The organism is Rhodococcus sp. YL-1 (assembly GCF_001942025.1).
GTDB classification, from domain to species: Bacteria; Actinomycetota; Actinomycetes; order Mycobacteriales; family Mycobacteriaceae; genus Rhodococcus_F; species Rhodococcus_F qingshengii.
The window spans coordinates 3,980,443-4,000,659 of the sequence record NZ_CP017299.1 but is presented as its reverse complement, the minus strand read 5'-3'; the positions used below and the strand labels follow the sequence as shown (position 1 = coordinate 4,000,659).

19 protein-coding genes and 1 tRNA gene are annotated in these 20,217 nt (G+C 61.4%); 10 read left to right on the top strand and 10 right to left on the bottom strand.

All coding sequences use genetic code 11. The features are described 5' to 3' along the window. The first annotated feature begins 2 nt into the window (after positions 1-2). Both BH682_RS18555 and BH682_RS18550 read left to right on the top strand, forming a co-directional pair. The gene (locus BH682_RS18555; protein ID WP_003945297.1) at positions 3-1,175 is read left to right on the top strand and encodes a fatty acid desaturase family protein; all 1,173 of its coding nucleotides are present in this window, start codon (positions 3-5) and stop codon (positions 1,173-1,175) included. A gap of 13 nt (positions 1,176-1,188) precedes the next feature. Next, complete coding sequence (locus tag BH682_RS18550) at positions 1,189-1,434, top strand: hypothetical protein (RefSeq protein ID WP_003945295.1); 246 nt, start codon at positions 1,189-1,191, stop codon at positions 1,432-1,434. A 154-nt stretch (positions 1,435-1,588) separates the two neighbouring features. Here BH682_RS18550 and BH682_RS36400 read toward each other — a convergent pair whose 3' ends face one another. From BH682_RS36400 to gdhA, 4 genes are all read right to left on the bottom strand, one after another. Then, the gene (locus tag BH682_RS36400) at positions 1,589-1,756 is read right to left on the bottom strand and encodes a hypothetical protein (protein ID WP_003945367.1); all 168 of its coding nucleotides are present in this window, start codon (positions 1,754-1,756) and stop codon (positions 1,589-1,591) included. A gap of 243 nt (positions 1,757-1,999) precedes the next feature. After that, complete coding sequence (locus tag BH682_RS36395; RefSeq protein ID WP_003945326.1) at positions 2,000-2,143, bottom strand: hypothetical protein; 144 nt, start codon at positions 2,141-2,143, stop codon at positions 2,000-2,002. A 363-nt stretch (positions 2,144-2,506) separates the two neighbouring features. After that, positions 2,507-3,766: a PucR family transcriptional regulator gene (locus BH682_RS18545; protein WP_003945374.1), complete on the bottom strand. Its 1,260-nt coding sequence runs from the start codon at positions 3,764-3,766 to the stop codon at positions 2,507-2,509. Between the two features lie 486 nt (positions 3,767-4,252). Further along, positions 4,253-5,596 (bottom strand): NADP-specific glutamate dehydrogenase, encoded by a 1,344-nt coding sequence (gdhA, locus tag BH682_RS18540; protein WP_075833683.1) that lies wholly within the window; start codon positions 5,594-5,596, stop codon positions 4,253-4,255. Positions 5,597-5,866: 270 nt separating this feature from the next. Between gdhA and BH682_RS18535 the strand changes: the two genes are divergently transcribed. Beyond that, complete coding sequence (locus tag BH682_RS18535; RefSeq protein WP_007733338.1) at positions 5,867-7,201, top strand: DUF4185 domain-containing protein; 1,335 nt, start codon at positions 5,867-5,869, stop codon at positions 7,199-7,201. 83 nt (positions 7,202-7,284) lie between these two features. Here the strand turns inward: BH682_RS18535 and BH682_RS18530 are convergent, their stop codons facing one another. Beyond that, positions 7,285-9,462, bottom strand: a complete 2,178-nt coding sequence (locus tag BH682_RS18530) for a glutamine synthetase III family protein (RefSeq protein ID WP_075833681.1) — start codon at positions 9,460-9,462, stop codon at positions 7,285-7,287. A gap of 225 nt (positions 9,463-9,687) precedes the next feature. Here BH682_RS18530 and BH682_RS18525 point away from each other — a divergent pair, with 225 nt between their 5' ends. After that, positions 9,688-9,957 (top strand): putative quinol monooxygenase, encoded by a 270-nt coding sequence (locus BH682_RS18525; protein WP_223257903.1) that lies wholly within the window; start codon positions 9,688-9,690, stop codon positions 9,955-9,957. Positions 9,958-9,983: 26 nt separating this feature from the next. Here the strand turns inward: BH682_RS18525 and BH682_RS18520 are convergent, their stop codons facing one another. From BH682_RS18520 to BH682_RS18510, 4 genes are all read right to left on the bottom strand, one after another. Then, the gene (locus BH682_RS18520; protein ID WP_063316247.1) at positions 9,984-10,715 is read right to left on the bottom strand and encodes a DUF6226 family protein; all 732 of its coding nucleotides are present in this window, start codon (positions 10,713-10,715) and stop codon (positions 9,984-9,986) included. Between the two features lie 29 nt (positions 10,716-10,744). Then, positions 10,745-11,068, bottom strand: a complete 324-nt coding sequence (locus BH682_RS18515) for a hypothetical protein (RefSeq protein WP_063316246.1) — start codon at positions 11,066-11,068, stop codon at positions 10,745-10,747. Between the two features lie 26 nt (positions 11,069-11,094). Next, the gene (locus BH682_RS36390) at positions 11,095-11,253 is read right to left on the bottom strand and encodes a hypothetical protein (protein WP_003945304.1); all 159 of its coding nucleotides are present in this window, start codon (positions 11,251-11,253) and stop codon (positions 11,095-11,097) included. Positions 11,254-11,371: 118 nt separating this feature from the next. Next, positions 11,372-11,447: transfer RNA gene (locus BH682_RS18510), tRNA-Arg, on the bottom strand. A 97-nt stretch (positions 11,448-11,544) separates the two neighbouring features. Here BH682_RS18510 and BH682_RS18505 point away from each other — a divergent pair. Beyond that, positions 11,545-13,680: a cytochrome c oxidase assembly protein gene (locus BH682_RS18505; RefSeq protein WP_075833679.1), complete on the top strand. Its 2,136-nt coding sequence runs from the start codon at positions 11,545-11,547 to the stop codon at positions 13,678-13,680. A 182-nt stretch (positions 13,681-13,862) separates the two neighbouring features. Further along, positions 13,863-14,276, top strand: coding sequence for a single-stranded DNA-binding protein (gene ssb, locus BH682_RS18500; protein ID WP_007733347.1), 414 nt, complete (start codon positions 13,863-13,865; stop codon positions 14,274-14,276). A gap of 4 nt (positions 14,277-14,280) precedes the next feature. On the opposite strand, the gene BH682_RS18495 is transcribed toward ssb, so the two are convergent. Then, positions 14,281-14,739, bottom strand: a complete 459-nt coding sequence (locus BH682_RS18495) for a MarR family winged helix-turn-helix transcriptional regulator (protein WP_003945320.1) — start codon at positions 14,737-14,739, stop codon at positions 14,281-14,283. Between the two features lie 106 nt (positions 14,740-14,845). On the opposite strand from BH682_RS18495, the gene BH682_RS18490 reads away from it, so the two are divergent. The 4 genes from BH682_RS18490 (at position 14,846) to BH682_RS18475 (ending at position 20,206) form a co-directional block, all read left to right on the top strand. Next, entirely contained in the window at positions 14,846-16,663 is a 1,818-nt protein-coding gene (locus BH682_RS18490; RefSeq protein WP_054801009.1) for an ABC transporter ATP-binding protein, read from the top strand. Between the two features lie 94 nt (positions 16,664-16,757). Then, a complete protein-coding gene (locus tag BH682_RS18485; protein WP_064074815.1) occupies positions 16,758-17,936 on the top strand; it encodes an acyl-CoA dehydrogenase family protein in 1,179 nt (392 codons plus the stop codon). A gap of 166 nt (positions 17,937-18,102) precedes the next feature. After that, positions 18,103-19,782: an energy-dependent translational throttle protein EttA gene (gene ettA / locus BH682_RS18480; RefSeq protein WP_007730925.1), complete on the top strand. Its 1,680-nt coding sequence runs from the start codon at positions 18,103-18,105 to the stop codon at positions 19,780-19,782. Positions 19,783-19,786: 4 nt separating this feature from the next. Beyond that, complete coding sequence (locus BH682_RS18475) at positions 19,787-20,206, top strand: acyl-CoA thioesterase (protein WP_003944475.1); 420 nt, start codon at positions 19,787-19,789, stop codon at positions 20,204-20,206. The last annotated feature ends 11 nt before the right edge of the window (positions 20,207-20,217 follow it).

The following is a 20,217-nucleotide window of genomic DNA, read 5'->3' as shown; positions in this document are numbered from 1 at the left end:
ACATGTTTGGACTTTCACTTCCCACCCTCCCGTTCCTCGGCAACGGTTCCGATGCGAAGGACGACGCTCCCGTCGTCCTGACGTACGAGCAGGTCGAGGAGATCGGCCGCGAGTTGGACGCATTGCGCGATCGCACCGTCGCCTCGCTCGGAGCGGAGGATCGGGAGTACATCTACAAGATCATCAAGGCTCAGCGCGGGTTCGAGGTCGCAGGTCGCGGCTTGATGTACCTCGGCTTCCTGCCTCCGGTGTGGCTCGCGGCAGTCGGTGCATTGAGCGTGTCCAAGATCCTCGACAACATGGAGATCGGCCACAACGTCATGCACGGTCAGTACGACTGGATGCGTGAACCAGGGCTCAATTCCGAAGTCTTCGAATGGGATACGGTGTGCCCGGCCGACCAGTGGCGTCACTCGCACAACTACATGCATCACACGTACACCAATATTCTCGGCAAAGACCGTGACATCGGATACGGCATCCTGCGTATCGACGACGCGCAGAAGTGGAACCCCTATTACCTCGGTAATCCGGTCTGGGCCTTCGCCTTGATGGTGCTCTTCGAGTGGGGCGTGATGATGCACGATCTCGAGATCGAGAACGTCATCCAGGGCAAACGCAAGTGGCACGACGTCAAGCCGCTCCTGAAGGGCTGGTGGAACAAGGCGGGCAAGCAGGTCCTCAAGGACTACGTCATCTTCCCGGTTCTCACGGGGCCGCTGTTCGTGACCACTCTCGCGGGGAATGTCACCGCCAACCTGGTCCGGAACGTGTGGACGTACTCGATCATCTTCTGTGGCCATTTCCCCACCGGTGTCCAGAGTTTCACCGAGGACGAGACGGCCGACGAGACTCGCGGGCAGTGGTACGTGCGTCAGATGCTCGGCAGCGCCAACATCGAGGGAAGCCCGCTCTTCCACATCATGTCCGGCAACCTCTCGCACCAGATCGAGCACCACCTGTTCCCGGACCTGCCTGCGCATCGTTATCCGGAACTCGCTCCCCAGGTGAAAGAATTGTGCGGGAAGTACGGTTTGCCGTACAACACCGGTGGGTTCTTCAAGCAGATCGGTTCGGTATGGGGCAAGATCTTCAAGCTCGCTCTTCCGCCCGGTTTGGTCAAGTCGACGACCCCTCCCGGTGTTATCGTCGAGCGCCAGCGAACTGCAGCCTGAGAGGCACACACTGATGGTCGGGAAATTCGAACGCCGCAAGGACACGGTCCAGGAACTGACCGAAAGTGCAGCCAACCACGTGGGCTCGATCGCGATGATCATCGCCGGGGCCGTTCGAGACGTGACGCGCGAGATCGGCGACTGGGTGTCCGACGGAATCGAGATGCGTGAAGCAGCGAAAAAGGCTGCAGCTGACGATCGTTCGGAGTCCGTGACCATCGAGCACGACGACAGCGATCCACCTGAAGACTGGCGTTGATTCACCGCGGCGGACGGCCTGATCGCGCAACCGCGAGCCGTCTCGCCTGAACGACCGCGTTGCCCTCCGTCACAGGTGACGGAGGGCAACGCGGGTTTCGTGGACTGCCTCGGCGGCCGAAGACGCGGATCGAACGCCGATCACAAGTGAGGTCCTAAGCAGCGCTGCCGAGGCTCGCCGAGTCGAAGCTGCCGAGCCCGGTGCTACCGAGACCGCTGCTACCGACTCCGCCCAGTGCGAGTGCATTGCTGCTGCCCGCGCTCAGTAGCTGGACGATGATGTTGATGACGATGGGGTCGCCGGTGAGCGGAATTGTAGGCACAGGGGGACCTGCTTTCTGTTTCGAGATGTGGTGAGAAGGTGAGCGGCGACGGGATCGTCGACGTGGTCAGGCGGGCTGTTTCAGCCACTTCCGGTGCTGCCGAGCGACACGATGGAGCCGTTGCCGAAGCCGAGTGCTCGGGAGAGTGAGCCGAAGTCGATGACCAGGCTGCCCAGGGTGTGCTGGTTTATCACGGTGGTTCCTGTCTGTGCCGCGACTGTGTGATGCGAGCGGGTAAGTCGATCAGGGAGCAGGCGTCGTGGGAGTTTCGCCGCCGCCGCCAATCGGAGAGTTGTCGGTGTAGAGGAAACTGCTGCCGGCGTTGAACATCTGTAGGACGGTGTTCAAAACGACGGCCAAAGCGCCTGTGGTTGGTGCGGCGATCATGTGCTTGCTCCTGGTTTCAGCGGTGGCGACGTGGTGGTCACCGTGGTCACCGCCATCACAGTGTCAGGCGGCTTGGAGCGGGCCCTGTGCGAGAGATTCTCTCGCACAGGGCCCGAGATTCGTCCTAGGAGACGCCGCCGCCATCCGTCGAGCCCGTGCCGGTGCTGCCCGCGTTGAAGAGCTGCAGGATGGTGTCGAAGAAGGCACCGAGGAGAGCGTTATCCTGGCCGTTGATCATGTGTTTCCCCTTAATTGTTACTGGTTTGCGCGGTGATTCGCACCACACTTTTATAGCCCGGTTCGGAGCGGAAAAGTGGGGTCCAGGCGCCACACGTGGACAGCTAATAGCGAGGATGTGAGTGTTCACATTTTCGCTGGACGATTGTCCACATCAGTGCTTGCGAAGGTCAGCGAGATCATGGCAGCGCGCAGTTTGAGCAGTTCAGAGGGCAGGGCCGGATCCAATCCGGTCAGGGTTGCGATGCGCTTGATTCGATTGTCGACGGTGTTGGTGTGCAGGCCGAGCGCCGACGCGGTGCGCTGACGATGCTGGCCGTTGGCGAGATGTATGGACAATGTCTGCAGCAGTTCCGGATTGCCGTCGAGTGGCTTGAGAAGATTGATCAAGCTGTCGCGGCCTGCGCCACCCCGAGTGAGTTGATACTCGAGCGCGAGGTCTTCCATTCGGTAGGACCGCGCCGGCAGTCTCAGGCGCCGCACGAGTTGCGCCAATTCGTGAGTGGTTGCTTGGGCGGCGGCGATATCTCGTACCGCGGCGTTCTCGGCGATTGCTGTGATCTCCACCCCGACCGTTGCGCGTGCGCGTTGGATGACCTCGCACACTGTTCCCCAGTCGGGTGTGCCCTCGATCAGGACCAGACCACGTTGCGGTGCAGGAGCTTCGAGCAGCGCCGACCCGAAGTGGGCCGCGATTTTCGATTGAGCGACGGAGAGGTCACGGTAGGCCTGTATGCGCTGGTGGTTGCCGTTGCGTGCTCCCGGGCGGATGGGCGGCAGGTTCACCAGGAGCCGCAGGACGAGATAGCGGGGTGCGAGTTCAACGCCCATCTGCAACGCAAGCTGGGTGGGATCGTCGCCGTCCAGCATGGCCTTCACGAGGGCGCCGGCGGAGTATTCCCCGAGTTGGGAACCGGCTGGAAGAGCCGAGAGATAGCTGATCGAGATGAACGAGTGAAGCCGCTGCGCAAGTGCGAACAAGAACTCGTTGAGATCCCCGAGATTGGCGGAGTCCTCGGCGTCGGCCCGGCTGAGGATGAGGGTGCGAAAAGTGCTGATGCCCTCGTTGGTCAAGTTGAGGATCGCGCTGAGTGGCACGCCTTTCAATGCTTGTTGGACGGTCATCGTGTGAATGCCGTCCAACTCTTGGTCGGTGGGAAGTTTGCGGTGATCCAGCAGCTGGATCCCCACTTGGAGCCCCTGCACGATCACCGCAATCAGTTCCCGACGAACTGCCTCCGTTTGGAGGGAAGTCAACGTCGGGTTGGCACGGGACAGGTGATCTACGAGATCGCTTGCCAGTGGGATGACGTCGTTGACCGCTGTGGAGGCGGGCTTGCCTCCCAACATGAGCGGTCCCGGGTTGTTCAGCAGCGCTGGGGACATGGGTGGCCTCCTCTAGACAGGTGCGTCGCCTGGCACAGGCACCCGGAGGCTCGGCGCGTTACGAAGCGGGGTACACGCTGAGGCCTTGTTCGGGGGCATACTCGCCGCTGAAATTTGCGGATCGAATTGCGCCAGGCGTTGTGATTTCTACCACATGAACGATCGTCCAACTGTGAAATGGACAAATGTGAAGATAAGTCCATATGCCCCACGCGCTGCGGACCTAAACAATCGTCCACTTACGGTGTTTTTCGACGTCAGAGCGGAAAACGGATTCGGAGGACACCACGAGTTCCGTCTGGGATCATTGCCGGCGCCTACGGTGCTCGTCGCGGGCGATTTGCTCAGATCAAGCTCGAGGGCCCTGGGTCCTCGCGGACCCAGGGCCCTCGAGGCCTAGGTATTGATTCGACCAGTCCGATGTACGGGAACCGGTTCAGGGTGAAATCACCCCTTTTTGTACTGCTGTCTGTGGTGCGGAAATCTCTAGATGACGCCCAGTGAAATCATGGCGTCGGCTACCTTCACGAAGCCGGCAATGTTCGCGCCGTGCACGTAGTCGCCGGGCTTTCCGTACTCGGCAGCGGTGTTGATGGTGCGCTTGTGGATGCCGCGCATGATTCCGGCGAGACGCTCGTCGGTGTACTCGAAGCTCCAGGAATCACGCGAAGCATTCTGCTGCATTTCGAGAGCGGAGGTTGCAACGCCACCGGCGTTGGCCGCCTTGCCGGGTGCGAAGGCTACGTTCGCGTCACGGAAGAGCTGGATGCCACCGGGGGTGGTGGGCATGTTCGCGCCTTCGGCAACGGCCTGAACGCCGTTGGCGATCAAGGTCTTTGCGGCATCTTCGTCGAGCTCGTTCTGAGTCGCGCAGGGGAGTGCGACGTCGCACGGCACGTCCCAGATGGAACCGTCGGCGATGAACTCGGCATGCGTAACTGCGTCGGCGTACTCGCTGATGCGGCCGCGGCGAACTTCCTTGATCTCCTTGAGGAGGTCGAGATCGATGCCCTTCTTGTCCACGATGTATCCCGAGGAATCCGAGCAGGCGATCGCGACGCCGCCGAGCTGGTGGATCTTCTGGATTGCGTAGATGGCGACATTGCCGGATCCGGAGATCACGACGTTCTTGCCTTCGAGGCCTTCACCCTTCGCCTTGAGCATTTCGGCGACGAAGTACGCGACGCCGTAGCCGGTGGCCTCGGTGCGAACCTGCGATCCGCCCCAGGTGATGCCCTTGCCGGTGAGGACGCCCGACTCGTACGTGTTGGTCAGCCGCTTGTACTGACCGAACAGGTAGCCGATCTCGCGACCGCCGACGCCGATGTCGCCGGCCGGAACGTCGGTGTATTCACCAATGTGACGCTGCAGTTCGGTCATGAAGGACTGACAGAAGCGCATGACCTCTGCGTCGGAGCGGCCCTTGGGATCGAAGTCCGAGCCACCCTTGCCGCCGCCGATGGGCAGGCCGGTCAGTGAGTTCTTGAAGATCTGCTCGAAGCCGAGGAACTTCACGATGCCCAGGTTGACGCTGGGGTGGAAGCGCAGGCCGCCCTTGTAGGGGCCGAGTGCACTGTTGTACTGAACGCGGAAGCCACGGTTGACGTGAACGTTGCCCTGGTCGTCGGTCCACGGCACGCGGAAGATGATCTGGCGTTCCGGCTCGCAGAGCCGCTCGATGAGTCCGGCGTCGGCGTAGCGGGGGTGGCGTTCGAGCACTACGTGAAGAGACTCGAAGACCTCTGCGGCGGCCTGATGGAACTCGGGCTCTCCTGCATTGCGAACCAAAACCTGATCGTAAATCTGCGCTACGCGGTCACGTACGGACACCGCTCACCTACCTCGTTGTGAGAACTCTTTTACATTTCCGTTACATACTAGGCGCCTTTATTGCTGTATCGGACAACTGTCCTGTGAAGGTGAAATCGGACACAGCTGTCACTTGTGTCAGTTGAAAGGGCGATTTATAACAATTTGCTCAGCTTTCACTCTCTTAACACAGTCCAAATGGTTTGCTTCTGCGGTCGGGGATCACTGTGCCTGTGGTCCGAACGGGAGTCGAAATGATCAGAGGGGCTGCACGTGCGTAAAAAACACTCCATGTCGGCGATGTTGTCGATAGGCGTCGTCACGATTGCCGCGACGATTGCCGCAGCACCGTCTGCGTCGGCGATCGGCGGACCGTGTGGGTCGGGAGGAAGTGGTTCCGCCGGATCGATGACGGGTTCGCTCGGCTCGCTGACCGGATCGCTCGGCAGTGGTTCCGCCGGTACCGGCTCCCTCGCCAACGCGCTGCCTTGGATCACCGGCGCCCCCAACGGTGCTCTGCCGGTGCTGACCGGCCGGACCAAGGCGATCGAAATGGTCACTGGCCCAGGCAGTCCCAACAACACCATCGAGCGGTTCAACGTGTCGGGTACCGACCTCGGAATCATGTGGGACAACGGTCTTTCGGGGCCGGATCACGACGTGCTGATGGCATTCGGCGACACGGTGGGCGACTGCGACACCCCGGGTGACGACTGGCGCAGCAACGTATTGTTCCGCAGCAACGACACCGCCATTGCCGACGGGATGAAGATCGACAGTTCTCCTTTGGACGGCCCCAATCATTCCAAGGAGATCATTCCGGGATTCGGCATTCCGGGTGAGTTCACCACCATCCCGACCGCTGGAATCTCTTACGGTGGTGTGCAGTACATCAGATTCATGTCCGTTCGGTCGTGGGACGAACCTGGAGCCTGGACCACCAACTACTCGGCTCTGGCTTTCTCCACGGACAACGGTGAGAACTGGGAACTCGATCCGGCGACAGTTCGCGCCAATACCGAAGGACTTGGCATTCCGGGGATTCCGGCAGTATCGCCGATCAATTCCAACTTCCAGCAGAGCGCCTTCCTCGACGGTCGGGACGGCTACATTTACGAATACGGAACTCCCTCAGGTCGTTTCGGTAAGGCGATCCTGGCGCGAGTGGCCGGCGCCGACATCAGAAATCTCGGCGCCTACGAATACTGGGACGGCTCCGGTTGGAGTCCGCGAGATACCGATGCCGTTCAGGTCATCAAGGCACCGGTCAGTGAACTCGCAGTGCAGTGGAACGACTACCTGAACAAGTACGTTGCCATGTACACCAGTGCCGAGGGCAACCTGGTGATCCGTCAGGCCGACCAACCGCAAGGCCCGTGGAGTGGTACGCAGACCCTGTTGAGTGGAATCACGTTGCCCGCGTTGTACGGCGGATTCATGCACCCGTGGGCGAGCGGACAGTTCCTCGAATTCGTCGCCACCACGTGGGACCGTTACAACGTCATCTACATGCGGACCGATTTGAACGGACTCCAGATGGCGTCGTCGGATTCGCGCGATCGTCCTGACCCCGCGACCACCGGTGAGGCTCGCGTACTCGAAGTCACGATGCCGGAAGACCGCTAGCCGAGCAAGATTCGACAACTATGGCCTGCAACTCGATCGAGTTGCAGGCCATAGTTCTGTGGGTAGTGATATTCGGGTGATACTCAGAGAATGAAGAGCATTTCCTGATACGTCGGGAGTGGCCAGTGATCGTCGGCGACGATGGTTTCGAGGAAGTCGGCCGCTGCACGTACCTCTGCCATGGCGGGCAGGAGTGCGTCCTGTGCGTGCTTGGCCTGATCGAATGGCGACTCGCCGGCGTCGGTGTCGATTGCTACGCGCAGGGCCGCGAGCGCTGTGCGCAGAGCCGCAACGGGCGCCGACACTTCTTCGAGCGGTGCTGAATCCGGTTCGAGGCCGGCGGACTTCAGTGCGACGAAGTTCTGCGCAACTTCCGTCTGGTGGCGCACTGCGGCCGGAAGGATCAGCGTCGTACCGATTTCGGCGGCCAGGCGTGCCTCGACGCCGATGCTCAGTGCGTACTGTTCGAGTCCGACCTCGTAGCGACTGTGCATCTCCCGGTGGTTGAAGACCTTGTACTTCTCGAAGAGTTCCATCGAGGACTCGGTGATCAGTTCAGGAAGGGCGTCCAGCGTCGTGCGAAGGTTCGGCAGGCCGCGAGACTCGGCCTCGATCTGCCAGTTCTCCGAGTACCCGTCGCCGTTGAAGACAACCGCACCGTGGTTGGTGATGATCTCGGTGAGCAGATTCTGGACGGCGGTGTCGAAATCGGCGCCGTCGGCGACCGCGGCCTCCAGTTCGGTGGCCATGTAGTCCAAGGCCTCGGCCATGATCGTGTTGATGGTGACCATCGGGCCGTTGACTGTTTGCAGCGATCCTGGCGCGCGGAACTCGAAACGGTTGCCGGTGAAGGCAAATGGGCTCGTGCGGTTGCGGTCGCCCGGGTCGGTCGGTAGGACGGGAAGGGTGTCGGCTCCGATCATCATGGTGCCCTTGTCCTTCGACGATGTCGCTGCGCCCTTGGCGATCTGCTCGAAGACGTCGGCCAGCTGATCGCCGAGGAAGATCGAGATGATGGCCGGGGGAGCCTCGTTGGCACCGAGACGGTGATCGTTGGTTGCCGATGCGACCGACGCGCGCAGGAGGCCGGCGTATTTGTGGACGGCCCGGATGACTGCGGCGCAGAATACGAGGAACTGGGCGTTGTCATGCGGATTGTCGCCGGGGACAAGCAAACTGCCGAGTTCGGAGTTGCCCAGCGAGAAGTTGACGTGCTTGCCGGAGCCGTTGACACCGTCGAACGGCTTCTCGTGGAACAGACATTCCATGCCGTGCTTCTTGGCGATTGTCTTGAAAGTGGTCATCAGCAACTGCTGGTGGTCCGCGGCGATGTTGCCTCGCTCGAACATCGGGGCGATTTCGAACTGGCCGGGCGCAACCTCGTTGTGCCGCGTCTTGGCGGGGATACCGAGTTTGAAAAGTTCCCGCTCGGTGTCCATCATGAATCCGAGCACACGTTCCGGGATCGCCCCGAAGTAGTGGTCGTCGAACTCCTGGCCCTTGGGCGGCTTTGCGCCGAAGAGTGTTCGGCCGGCGTTGAGGAGGTCGGGGCGGGCGAGGAAGAAGTGTCGATCGATCAGGAAGTACTCCTGCTCGGGTCCGCAGAACGACACGATGTGCTCGGGATCGGTATGGCCGAACAACTTAAGGATTCGTTCGGCGTGGAAACCCATTGCCTGTTGTGAACGCAGCAGGGGAGTCTTGTGGTCGAGCGCTTCGCCGGTCATCGAAACGAACACGGTCGGGATACACAGTGTGTTGCCGTTGGGGTTTTCGAGAACGTAGGCCGGGCTCGTGACATCCCAGCCGGTGTATCCGCGAGCCTCGAACGTGTTGCGCAGCCCGCCGTTCGGGAAACTCGAAGCGTCGGGTTCACCTTGGATCAAGGTTTTGCCGGCGAACTCCGCCAGTGCACTGCCGTCGCCGACCGGCTCGAGGAAGCTGTCGTGCTTCTCGGCGGTCAACCCGGTCAGTGGATAGAAGACGTGAGCGTAGTGGGTTGCGCCTTTCTCCAACGCCCAGTCCTTCATCGCCGACGCGACCGCGTCGGCGACCATGGGATCAAGCGGTTTGCCTTGCTCGATCGTCGCCATCACCGATTTGTAGACAAGCTTGGGCAGTCGCTTCTGCATGACCACCTTGTTGAAGACGTTGGCTCCGAACACCTCTCCGGGTGTCTCGTCGGTCGTGAAACTGACCACCGGAGGTGTGTAGGCCTCGACGTCCTTGATCGCTTGCAAGCGAACTGCATTTCCACTCATGTGCTTACCCCTCGCCCGGGCCCAGGGCTGCGCTGCTGATTGCGAGCCCGACTTCGGCAAACCCTACGAACCTCCGGTATCGGGGGTGTTTCGTAGATATTGCGCCTGTCCGCAAACTTCGAGTCACAACGGAAATGTCGATCTGTCGGAGGTCTACGGCAGAATTCGAGCGGAGGGGTCAACGCGGGTCAGACGAATCGGAGAGTCTTTGTGATCAGGGTTTTGGTGCCAACCACAGTGGAGCAGGGCGATCTCGCGGAAGTGCTTCGGTTGTACGACGAACTTGTCACCGAGACCCGAAAAGAGGTCGGCTGCATCAATTACGAGTTACTGCAGCGCACCGACAATCCCTGCGAGCTCGTGTTGGCGGAGGAATGGGAATCGCAGGAGCACCTCGACGCCCACACTCATACCGAGCACTTCGTCAGGTTGGTTGAGGCGCTGGACAAGCTCGAGACGGCAGCGCCGGCGCAGATCTTCACGAAGGTTCTGTAGCGGCGGGATCAGGGCTCAGCGCCTGCTCATCTTGTAGACGCGAACGAGCGTGCCGTCCAATTCGGGGGCCACGGTGCCGCAGTGAAAGCTGTGGGTTCGTCGAGGTACTGGACCCCGTGCCTTCCGCCGTGAAAAGAAGTTTGAATCGAATAACAGGCGGCTGTGACGTCGACTTCGAGTGAACCGTCGACCACTGACAACACCCAGGTGTCGAATTCTTCGAGCAGTACAGCGGACCCCCTGTCGCATCCGTCGCAGGCACAGTCAGGAATGGACGCCATCGCCACAGCCGGGTTGCCCGCGGCAATCGTGACATTGAACGGGTGGGCGCTGTCGACCGGAGTGTGCGTGGTCAGCACGAGCGGAACCGCACCGTCACTCGAAGGCTCCAAAACGGTGTCGGCCCCGCCGGACTCCAAGGGACGGAGCGCCCATCGCACAGGCGGTACTTCTCGTGCCCAGCCGCGATCGACGAGGACCTTTGTCCACGCTCGAGCTCTTGCCACCACGATCAGGAACTTCTCCGGATCGCTACAACGCTCGTACGAGTCCTTGCGGGGTTGGACGTCGCCGCTGTATGGGCTCAGCCACCCTGGTGTCTGCGCGCCCGTGATGGCGAACGCGGCAGCGACGTCATCGAGTAGGTCGCATAGTTCGCGAGAGAGCCTGGAATCGTCTTCGCTCCAGCCATTTTCGCGGGCGGAGAGGACGTTGTTGTTGTAAGTCTCCCACCACGGCCTCGTCGGGTCCGTAATCATGACGGCAACGCTACTGGCAACTCTGACGATCAGTCTCCGATATATCCGGTCTCCGGGTTGACCTTGCTGAGGAAGTCGCGGATCGACGCACGGTGTTCATCGATAGTTTCGGGCTGAATTTCGTTCGATGGACTGTTCGCTCGGTCGAGGACACTGTAGTAGGAAACACGGTGAAAACTGGAAAACCCGTACCCCTCGTTCGGCCCCGATTTCCAGTCGTAGTCGGACGCGCCCGGCTCCCCGGGGCGGACCGTCACCGTGAAGATTTCTCCATCGACTTCCAGCGTGAATGGCCCATCATCTGCGATCGGACGGCTTTTACATGTCGACTCGTCCTGTTCCTCGCACGTCATGTGTCGACCCTGTCACAAGGGAAGGGCTACAACGATTGGTCGGGTCCGGTCAACGAGGCGGGACCGGTAGTCGGTTGGTGTGCGCCGGTGAACCGCTCGACGACGGATACAACGACGATCGCGAGTGCCAGGATTCCAACGGTCCGGGCGAGTGACTTCAGGGTCTTCGGAAGTGCCTTCTTCATGCGAGGCAGATTACTGCGGACGGCACGTAATTTGTGGGCTAGGTTTCGGTCCGTATCGGACTGCTCTGCCCAGTGGCCGCTCGTCCACGCAGTGTGACTATCCGTGAATCAAATCTTGTGGTGCCCCCGGCAGGATTCGAACCTGCGACCAAGAGATTAGAAGGCTCTTGCTCTATCCCCTGAGCTACGGAGGCGCGTGGAACATCATACTCGAGGGTTCGGGATGTGACGCGCGCCGCCCAACTCCGACGCGTTGTCGTAGTCGGTTCGCGAAGGTCCTACCCTTGAGGTATGGCTACACCCGACCTCGCGCCGACAGATTCCCCACCGGAGTCCACACAGCACAGCGGTGCACCCGCTTCTTCGACCGCGATATTCGTGGTCAGCGGACTCATCGCAGGGCTCACTGCAGCCATCGTGGTGGGATTCTCCGCGTCGCAGGCACTGACTCTTCTGGGTATTCCGGATCCAGGCCCGATCACCACGTACGGCCTGCCCGCGATGCGGGCACTGGGGGAGATCGGCGCGGTCATCGCGATCGGGTCACTGCTGCTGGCCGCGTTCTTCGTGCCGCCGCAGAAGTCGGGCGTCCTCGACGTCGACGGCTATCGGGCAGTCCGAACTGCATCGCACGCCGCGATCGTGTGGGCGATCTGTTCGTTCATGATGGTGCCTCTGACGCTCTCTGACACGTCGGGTCAGCCGTTTGCCGAAGCGATCAAACCGGCGAACCTGTGGTCGGGACTCGATCAGGTCGAGATCGCCGGCGCTTGGCGTTGGACTGCGATCATCGCGGTTGTTCTGGCGATCTTGGCCCGACTGACACTGCGCTGGTGGTGGACCCCGCTACTGCTGCTGGTCGGTCTTCTCGGACTGATGCCGCTCGCTCTCACCGGTCACTCGTCTTCGGGCGGGTCGCATGACATCGCCACCAACAGCCTGATCCTGCACCTCGTGGCGGCTTCGCTCTGGGCCGGCGGCTTGTTCGCGCTACTGGCACACGCGCGGCGCGGCGGCGATTACACCGACGTAGCAGCCCGACGCTTTTCGACGGTCGCATCCATCTGCTTCGTCGTCATGGGATTCAGCGGCGTCATCAACGCGATTGTCCGTCTGCCTCTCGACGACGTATTCACCACGACGTATGGACGATTGATCGTCGCGAAAACAGTTGCACTGATCATCCTCGGGTTCTTCGGTTGGGCTCAGCGGAGTCGGGCGCTACCGGCGCTGGCGGAGAATCCGAAGAGTCGCTCTGCCCTGATTCGATTTGCCGGCGCTGAAGGCATCGTGATGGCGGCAACCATCGGCCTCGCGATCGGCCTCGGTCGTACCCCGCCGCCCCCGCCGCTGTCGATTCCCTCGATCCCCGAGGTCGAACTCGGTTACAACCTTCCGGACCCGCCGTCGTTCATGGCCTTCGTGACGGACTGGCGATTCGACCTCATGTTCGGCACCGCCGCGATCGCCGCGGCGATTCTGTACGGAATCGGTCTGCGCAAGCTGGCCAAGCGTGGGGATTCCTGGCCTGTCGGCCGAACCATCGCCTGGATGAGCGGTTGTGCGGTGCTCCTGATCGCCACGTCTTCGGGCGTCGGCAAGTACGCGCCGGCAGTATTCAGCGTTCACATGGGTGCGCACATGGCGCTGTCGATGTTGGGCCCAGTCCTGCTGGTTCTGGGTGCGCCGATCACTTTGGCTCTGCGGGCCCTGGATCCGGCAGGCAAGGACGGCGTGCCCGGCATTCGCGAGTGGATTCTGACCGCTCTGCACAGCCCGTTCTCGCGATTCATCACCCACCCGATCGTGGCGGCAGTTCTCTTTGTCGGCGGTTTCTACGCGCTGTATCTCGGCGGAATCTACGGTGCGACGGTCGACTCGCACAGCGCTCACCTGCTGATGAACCTGCACTTCATCCTCAGCGGCTATCTCTTCTATTGGGTGGCGATCGGAATCGACCCGTCACCACGTCAATTGCAGCCAGTGACCAAGCTGGCAATGGTCTTCGGCTCACTTCCGTTCCACGCCTTCTTCGGCGTGGCATTGATGAGCACCACCGCCGTCATGGGCGGCGCGTACTTCCGTTCGCTCGGCCTCGGCTGGAACAACGACCTGATCGGCGATCAGCAGCTGGGCGGCAGCATCGCGTGGGCGACCGGCGAGATCCCGCTCATGGTGGTCATGCTCGCGCTACTGGTTCAGTGGTCGCGCAGCGATGGCAGGACAGCGCGCCGAACCGACCGTGCGGCCGAGCGCGACCACGACGCCGACCTCGCCGCGCACAACGCGATGTTCGCCGAATTGGCCAGGCGAGACCGCGAAGGGTGGAAACCCCGTGAGGCTGCTGACGCGGAGACTGCAAGCGAGGACTCTGCGGACGAGACACCCAGCGAGAAGAAATCCGACGAATCCTCCACTAGCACTTAGCTCCGACACTGCCCGGGCCGTTTGGCTCGGGCAGTGCTGTTTCTCCACAGCTGTTCCACCGATGCACAGGTGGAAATCGAAGATCCCGAGCCACGCGTTTGTCGTTCCACAATCGAAACTGCCGACGCAGTGATCGGCCCCGCGGCAGTTGGCGGGTTCTGGAGTTCGAAGGGGGATCGGACATGTACGAAACGCATGCAACGGTTGTCGGAACCGTCATCACCAATCCGGTGAAGCGGCAGACCACCAATGGCGAAGAGGTGCTGAGCTTTCGGATGGCGAGCAACACGCGTCGCAAAGACGCGGTGACCGGAGAGTGGACGGACGGAGCGACCCTCTATCTCACGGTCAGCTGCTGGCGGCGGTTGGTCACCGGCGTCGGCGCATCCATCATGAAGGGTGATCCGGTCATGGTGGCGGGGGAGTTGCGCACCAACGAGTACACGACCAAAGAGGGTGTGCCTCGTTCCGATCTCGAGCTACGGGCGACTGCGGTAGGCGCGGACCTTGCTCGTTGCATCTCGAAGATCGAGCGTCAGAGCAAGCCGACGTCGGCGGAGAATGTCGAGGACGCAGTCGACACCGTCGCTGCGTGAGGACTCAGACCGAAGGTTTCGGGCAGTCGCGGGGCCGCGAGTCGTGCCCCGCGTCCACTCGCTCGAGAAGTTCGGTGAGAGTTGCTCGCTCCGATTCGTCGAGGTCGTCGAACACATCCGAAGATTCGCGTCGTTGAGCTTTTGCGACGTCGGCAGCGAGGGTAGCGCCGGCGTCGGTGAGCTCGAGTAACACGGCTCGCCGATCGTTCGGATCGGGAGTGCGGCGCACCCATCCGGCCTCTTCGAGGGAATCCACGACGTCGGTCGCCGACCGCGGAACGATGCGCAATCGCTCGGCAAGAAACCCGAGTCGAACCGGCTCGCCCACTCGGGTCAGTACTCGCAGCGCTCGGCTTTGCGACGGCGAGAGACCGAATGGTTCCAGCGCTGCCACCTGACGTCGGCGGATGAGCCGTGCCACGGACATCACGACGTCGGTGAGTTCGCGCTCTCGGGAATGCATAGCGTCAGTCTAGCGTTGTTGGTGTCAGCCTCATAGTGAGGTAACCTCATCAATATGAAACTAGGGTGAGAAAGCCTCCAGGAGGTAGAACGTGAAACCAGATCACATGCGAAACATCGAACGATCCGCTGTCGAGATCACTCCGGCGGAATCCGTACCGGCAAAACGCGTACTCGGACTGTTCGCGCCGTATCGAACTCAGATCGCCATCGTCACCGCGGTCATCACACTCAGTGCGATCGTGGCGCTGGGCAGCCCGCTGCTCCTACGCGAAATGCTCGACAAGGCGATCCCGGACAAGAACCTCGGACTCGTGAGCGTTCTGGCCATCGGCATGATCGCCATTGCCGTGATCACGAGCTGTCTCGGCGTGGCACAGACCTGGATGTCCAACAGCATCGGCCAGAAACTGATGCACCAACTGCGCGTGCGGGTCTACTCGCATCTGCAGAATCAGTCGCTCGGATTCTTCGCTCGAACCCGAACCGGAGAAGTTCAGTCGCGTATTGCCAACGACATCGGCGGTATGCAGTCGGTGGTCACCAACACGGCAACGTCCATCGCGCAGAATGCAACGACCGTGGCAGCCACCATTGTTGCTCTGTTCCTTCTGGATTGGCGGCTTGCCATCTTCTCGCTGGCGATCTTGCCGGTGTTCATCCGTATCGCACGCAAGATCGGTGACGAGCGCCGCAAGATCTCGGGTAAGCGGCAGAAGCTACTCAGTGATCTGTCGGTCCAGGTGGAGGAATCTCTCTCCGTCAGTGGCATTCTCCTCGGCAAGACGACCGGCGCGAAGTCGGCTCTGACGGATCGATTCACCGAGCGTTCAGCGGAAGTCGCAGACGTCGAACTCCGGGCCATGATGGCCGGCAAGTGGCGCATGGCGACCATGTCGATCACCTTCGCAGCCATGCCTGCACTGGTCTACTGGTTTGCCGGTTTCACTCTCGATCACGGCAACACCATCACCGTCGGCACCCTCGTCGCATTCACCACGCTGCAAACACAATTGTTCCGCCCCACCATGATGCTGCTCAACACGGGCGTCGAGGTGCAGAGCTCGATGGCACTGTTCAGTCGCGTGTTCGAGTACCTGGATCTGCCGATCGACATCGCGGATCCGGAAGAGTCGAAGAGCTTCGACCGCACCAAGATGTCCGGCGAACTTCGGTTCGACCACGTCGACTTCTCGTATCCAGGAACCGACAGCAAGACCCTCGACAACATCGACCTCACGGTCCCGGCCGGCGGAACCTTGGCGCTTGTCGGCTCCACGGGTTCGGGCAAGACCACTCTCGGATACTTGGCCGCACGTCTGTACGACCCGACTGCGGGATCGGTGAGAATCGACGACGTCGATCTGCGGGACCTCGATCTGGCGACGGTCTCCGACCTGGTAGGTGTGGTGTCGCAGGAGACGTATCTCTTCCACACGACGATTCGTGAGAACCTTCGGTTCGCGAAACCCGACGCCACGGACGCCGAGATCGAGCAGGCAGCGCGCATCGCGCAGATCCACGAGTTCATTTCCGGTCTCGACGACGGGTACGACACCATGGTCGGCGAGCGCGGCTACCGATTCTCCGGCGGTGAGAAACAGCGCATAGCGATCGCGCGCACAGTCCTGCGGAATCCGCCGATCCTTGTCCTCGACGAGGCGACGAGCGCCTTGGACAATCGCACTGAACGTGCGTTGCAGGACGCGCTCGACGAGCTGATGGTCGGACGCACCACTCTTGTTGTGGCGCACAGGCTTTCCACGGTTCGAGATGCGGATCTCATTGCGGTCCTCGACCAGGGCGTGGTTGTGGAAAAGGGCACCCACGACGAACTTGTGCAACAAGGTGGGCGATACGCACAGTTGCTTGCGGCCTCGGGTAGCGACGCCGTCGAACTCCCGTCGGAACTGCAGACCGTGTGAGTGTAAGAAATGTCGGCCATTTCACTTCCGCAAGTTTCTAGAACGTGTTCTACTTTAATGGTCGTTGGTCGACTATCAATGGAGGCGGAAGATCATGGGTCAGGTTCTGGACAACATCTCACAGTTCGCCGACGAGATCCGCGCCGACGGGGTCGAGGGCGACAAGCTGATGCGCTTGACGGACGGCAGCGCGAAGCGTTTGCGCGACGCCGGCGTCATCCGGATGTTGCAGCCGAAGGAGTTCGGAGGCCTCGAGGCGCATCCGCGTGAATTCGCCGAGACGGCAATGGCTATCGGTGCGATGGATGGTGCCACGGGCTGGGTCAGCGGCATCGTCGGTGTGCATCCGTGGGAGCTTGCGTTCTTCGACCGCAAGGCTCAGGAAGAGGTGTGGGGAACCGATCCTGATACGTGGATGGCGTCGCCGTATGCGCCGATGGGTGTGGCGAGGCCGGTCGAGGGTGGGTACATCCTCAACGGTCGTTGGTCGTTCTCCTCGGGTACCGATCATTGTGACTGGATCATGATCGGTGCGATGGTCGGTGACGAGTCCGGTAAGCCGTTGATGCCGCCGAAGATTCTGCACGTGTTGTTGCCGCGTTCGGATTACGACATCGACCAGGACAGCTGGAATGTCGTGGGTCTGCGCGGTACGGGGTCGAAGGATCTGATCGTCAAGGATGCGTTCTTGCCGACGTATCGGACTCTTGATGCGGGAAAGGTTTTCGACGGGACGGCGTGGAAGGAAGCGGGCCGTACGGAGACGTTGTACAAGTTCCCGTTCTCGTGCATTTTCCCGTTGGGGATCACTTCGTCGTTGATCGGTATCGCCGAAGGTGCGTTGGCGTGCAACATGGCGGCGCAGCGTGAGCGTGTGACGGTCAGTGGTGTTCCGATCAAGGAAGATCCGTACGTGCTGTTCGCGATCGGTGAGGCGGCGGCCGAGATCGCTGCTTCTCGGGCTGCGATCTTGGAGACGGTGGATCGTTTCTGGGACATGACGGAGAAGGGGCAGGAAGTTTCGTTCGAGCTTCGTGCGATCGGTCGCCGTACGCAGACTGCTGCGGCGTGGCGTGCGGTGCGTGCGGTGGACGAGATCTTTGCTCGTTCCGGTGGTGGGGCTTTGCAGTTGAACACGCCGATGCAGCGGTTCTGGCGTGACGCTCATGCCGGTCTCGCGCACGCGATCCACGTACCCGGTTCCATTTTCCATGCGTCGACGCTCTCGCAGCTCGGTGGCGAGCCGAAGGGCATCCACAGGGCAATGATCTGAGCCGTCCTGGGGACACCCGGAGGTGTCCCCATCGCGGTTTTCGTGGGGGTCGATGAGCATGTCGACGAATCTGGTCGATGACCTCGGACTGTCCGCAGAACCCGCATCGGTGTGAGCGCCAACGCGCAATGTGGGTTATAGGACAAACACCGATAGGCTGGCGGTCATGGCTGAGTTCATTTACACGATGAAGAAGGTGCGCAAGGCGCACGGTGACAAGGTCATCCTCGATGACGTCACGATGAGCTTTTACCCCGGCGCGAAGATCGGTGTCGTCGGACCGAACGGCGCTGGTAAATCCAGCATCCTCAAGATCATGGCCGGACTGGACCAGCCGGGCAACGGCGAGGCATTCCTGGCCCCGGGCGCGACCGTCGGCATCCTCATGCAGGAGCCGGAGCTCGACGAGACCAAGACCGTTCGCGAGAACGTCGAGGACGGTCTCGGAGAGACGATGGTCCAGCTCAAGCGGTACAACGAGATCGCCGAGCTGATGGCTACGGATTACTCCGACGAGCTCATGGAAGAGATGGGCGAGCTGCAGGAGAAGCTCGATCACGCAGATGCGTGGGAGATCGACTCGCAGCTCGAGCAGGCTATGGACGCCCTGCGCTGCCCCCCGCCGGAAGAGATGGTCACCCACCTCTCCGGTGGTGAGAAGCGACGCGTTGCGCTCTGCAAGCTGCTGCTGAGCAAGCCCGACCTCCTGCTCCTCGATGAGCCCACCAACCACCTCGACGCCGAATCTGTCCTGTGGCTCGAGCAGCATCTCGCTGCTTACCCCGGCGCAATCCTCGCCGTGACTCACGATCGCTACTTCCTCGATCACGTCGCGCAGTGGATCTGTGAAGTCGACCGCGGACGCCTGTACCCGTACGAGGGCAACTACTCCACCTACCTGGAGCAGAAGGCTGCACGCCTCGAAGTTGCCGGCAAGAAGGATCAGAAGCTGCAGAAGCGCCTCAAGGACGAGCTCGCATGGGTTCGTTCCGGCGCCAAGGCCCGCCAGGCCAAGAACAAGGCTCGTCTCGATCGCTACGAGGAAATGGCGAACGAAGCAGAGAAGACGCGCAAGCTCGACTTCGACGAGATCCAGATCCCGGCACCGCCGCGCCTGGGTGACGTGGTCGTGGAGGTCTCGAACCTCGACAAGGGCTTCGACGGTCGCGTGCTGATCAAGGATCTCTCGTTCACGTTGCCGCGCAACGGAATTGTCGGCGTCATCGGCCCCAACGGCGTCGGTAAGACGACGCTGTTCAAGACCATCGTCGGTCTCGAGGAGCCTGACGCCGGTGAGGTCAAGATCGGTCAGACGGTCAAGCTGAGCTACGTCGACCAGAACCGTTCCGGAATCGACCCCAAGAAGACGGTCTGGGAGACCGTGTCCGACGGGCTCGATTTCATCGTCGTCGGCCAGACCGAGTTCCCCTCGCGCGCGTACATCAGCTCGTTCGGTTTCAAGGGCCACGATCAGCAGAAGCCGGCCGGCGTCCTCTCCGGTGGTGAGCGCAACCGCCTGAACCTGGCGATGACGCTCAAGCAGGGCGGCAACCTGATCCTGCTCGATGAGCCCACCAACGACCTCGACGTCGAAACCCTCGGCTCGCTGGAGAACGCTCTCGAAGAGTTCCCCGGCTGCGCCGTCGTGATCTCGCACGATCGCTGGTTCCTGGACCGGACCTGTACCCACATCCTCGCGTGGGAAGGTGGCTTCGGCGACAACGAGGCAGCTTGGTACTGGTACGAGGGCAACTTCGAGGGCTACGAGGCGAACAAGGTCGAGCGACTCGGCCCCGACGCCGCACGCCCGCACCGCGTGACTCACCGCAAGCTCACCAGGGACTGATCCGGTGTCCGACGTATACACGGCGCAAATCCAGGTCCGGTGGGGCGATTCCGACCGGTTGGGTCACGTCAACAACACGCGTTACGTCGAGTACATGCAGGAAGCGCGCATCCAGTTCCTGGAAGCGAAACTGGCGCCGCTCGGCGGCCGGCCGGGATACCTCGTGGTTCGAAAGATGACCGTCGAGTTCCTCAAGCCGGTCACCGATCGGTCCGGTCCCTTGAATGTGGAGATCTTCACGACTCACGTCGGGACTTCCTCGTTCACGGTTCGGCACGTCATCCGTGACAACGCGGGTGTCGAATGCGCTTTCGGCGACGCGTTGATGGTCGGATTCGACACGGTGTCCGAAAAGTCCAGACCGCTGGCGGACAGCGAACGCGCGGTGCTCGAAGCATCGCTTGTTCAGATGACGACATCGTAGATTTCGTTTCT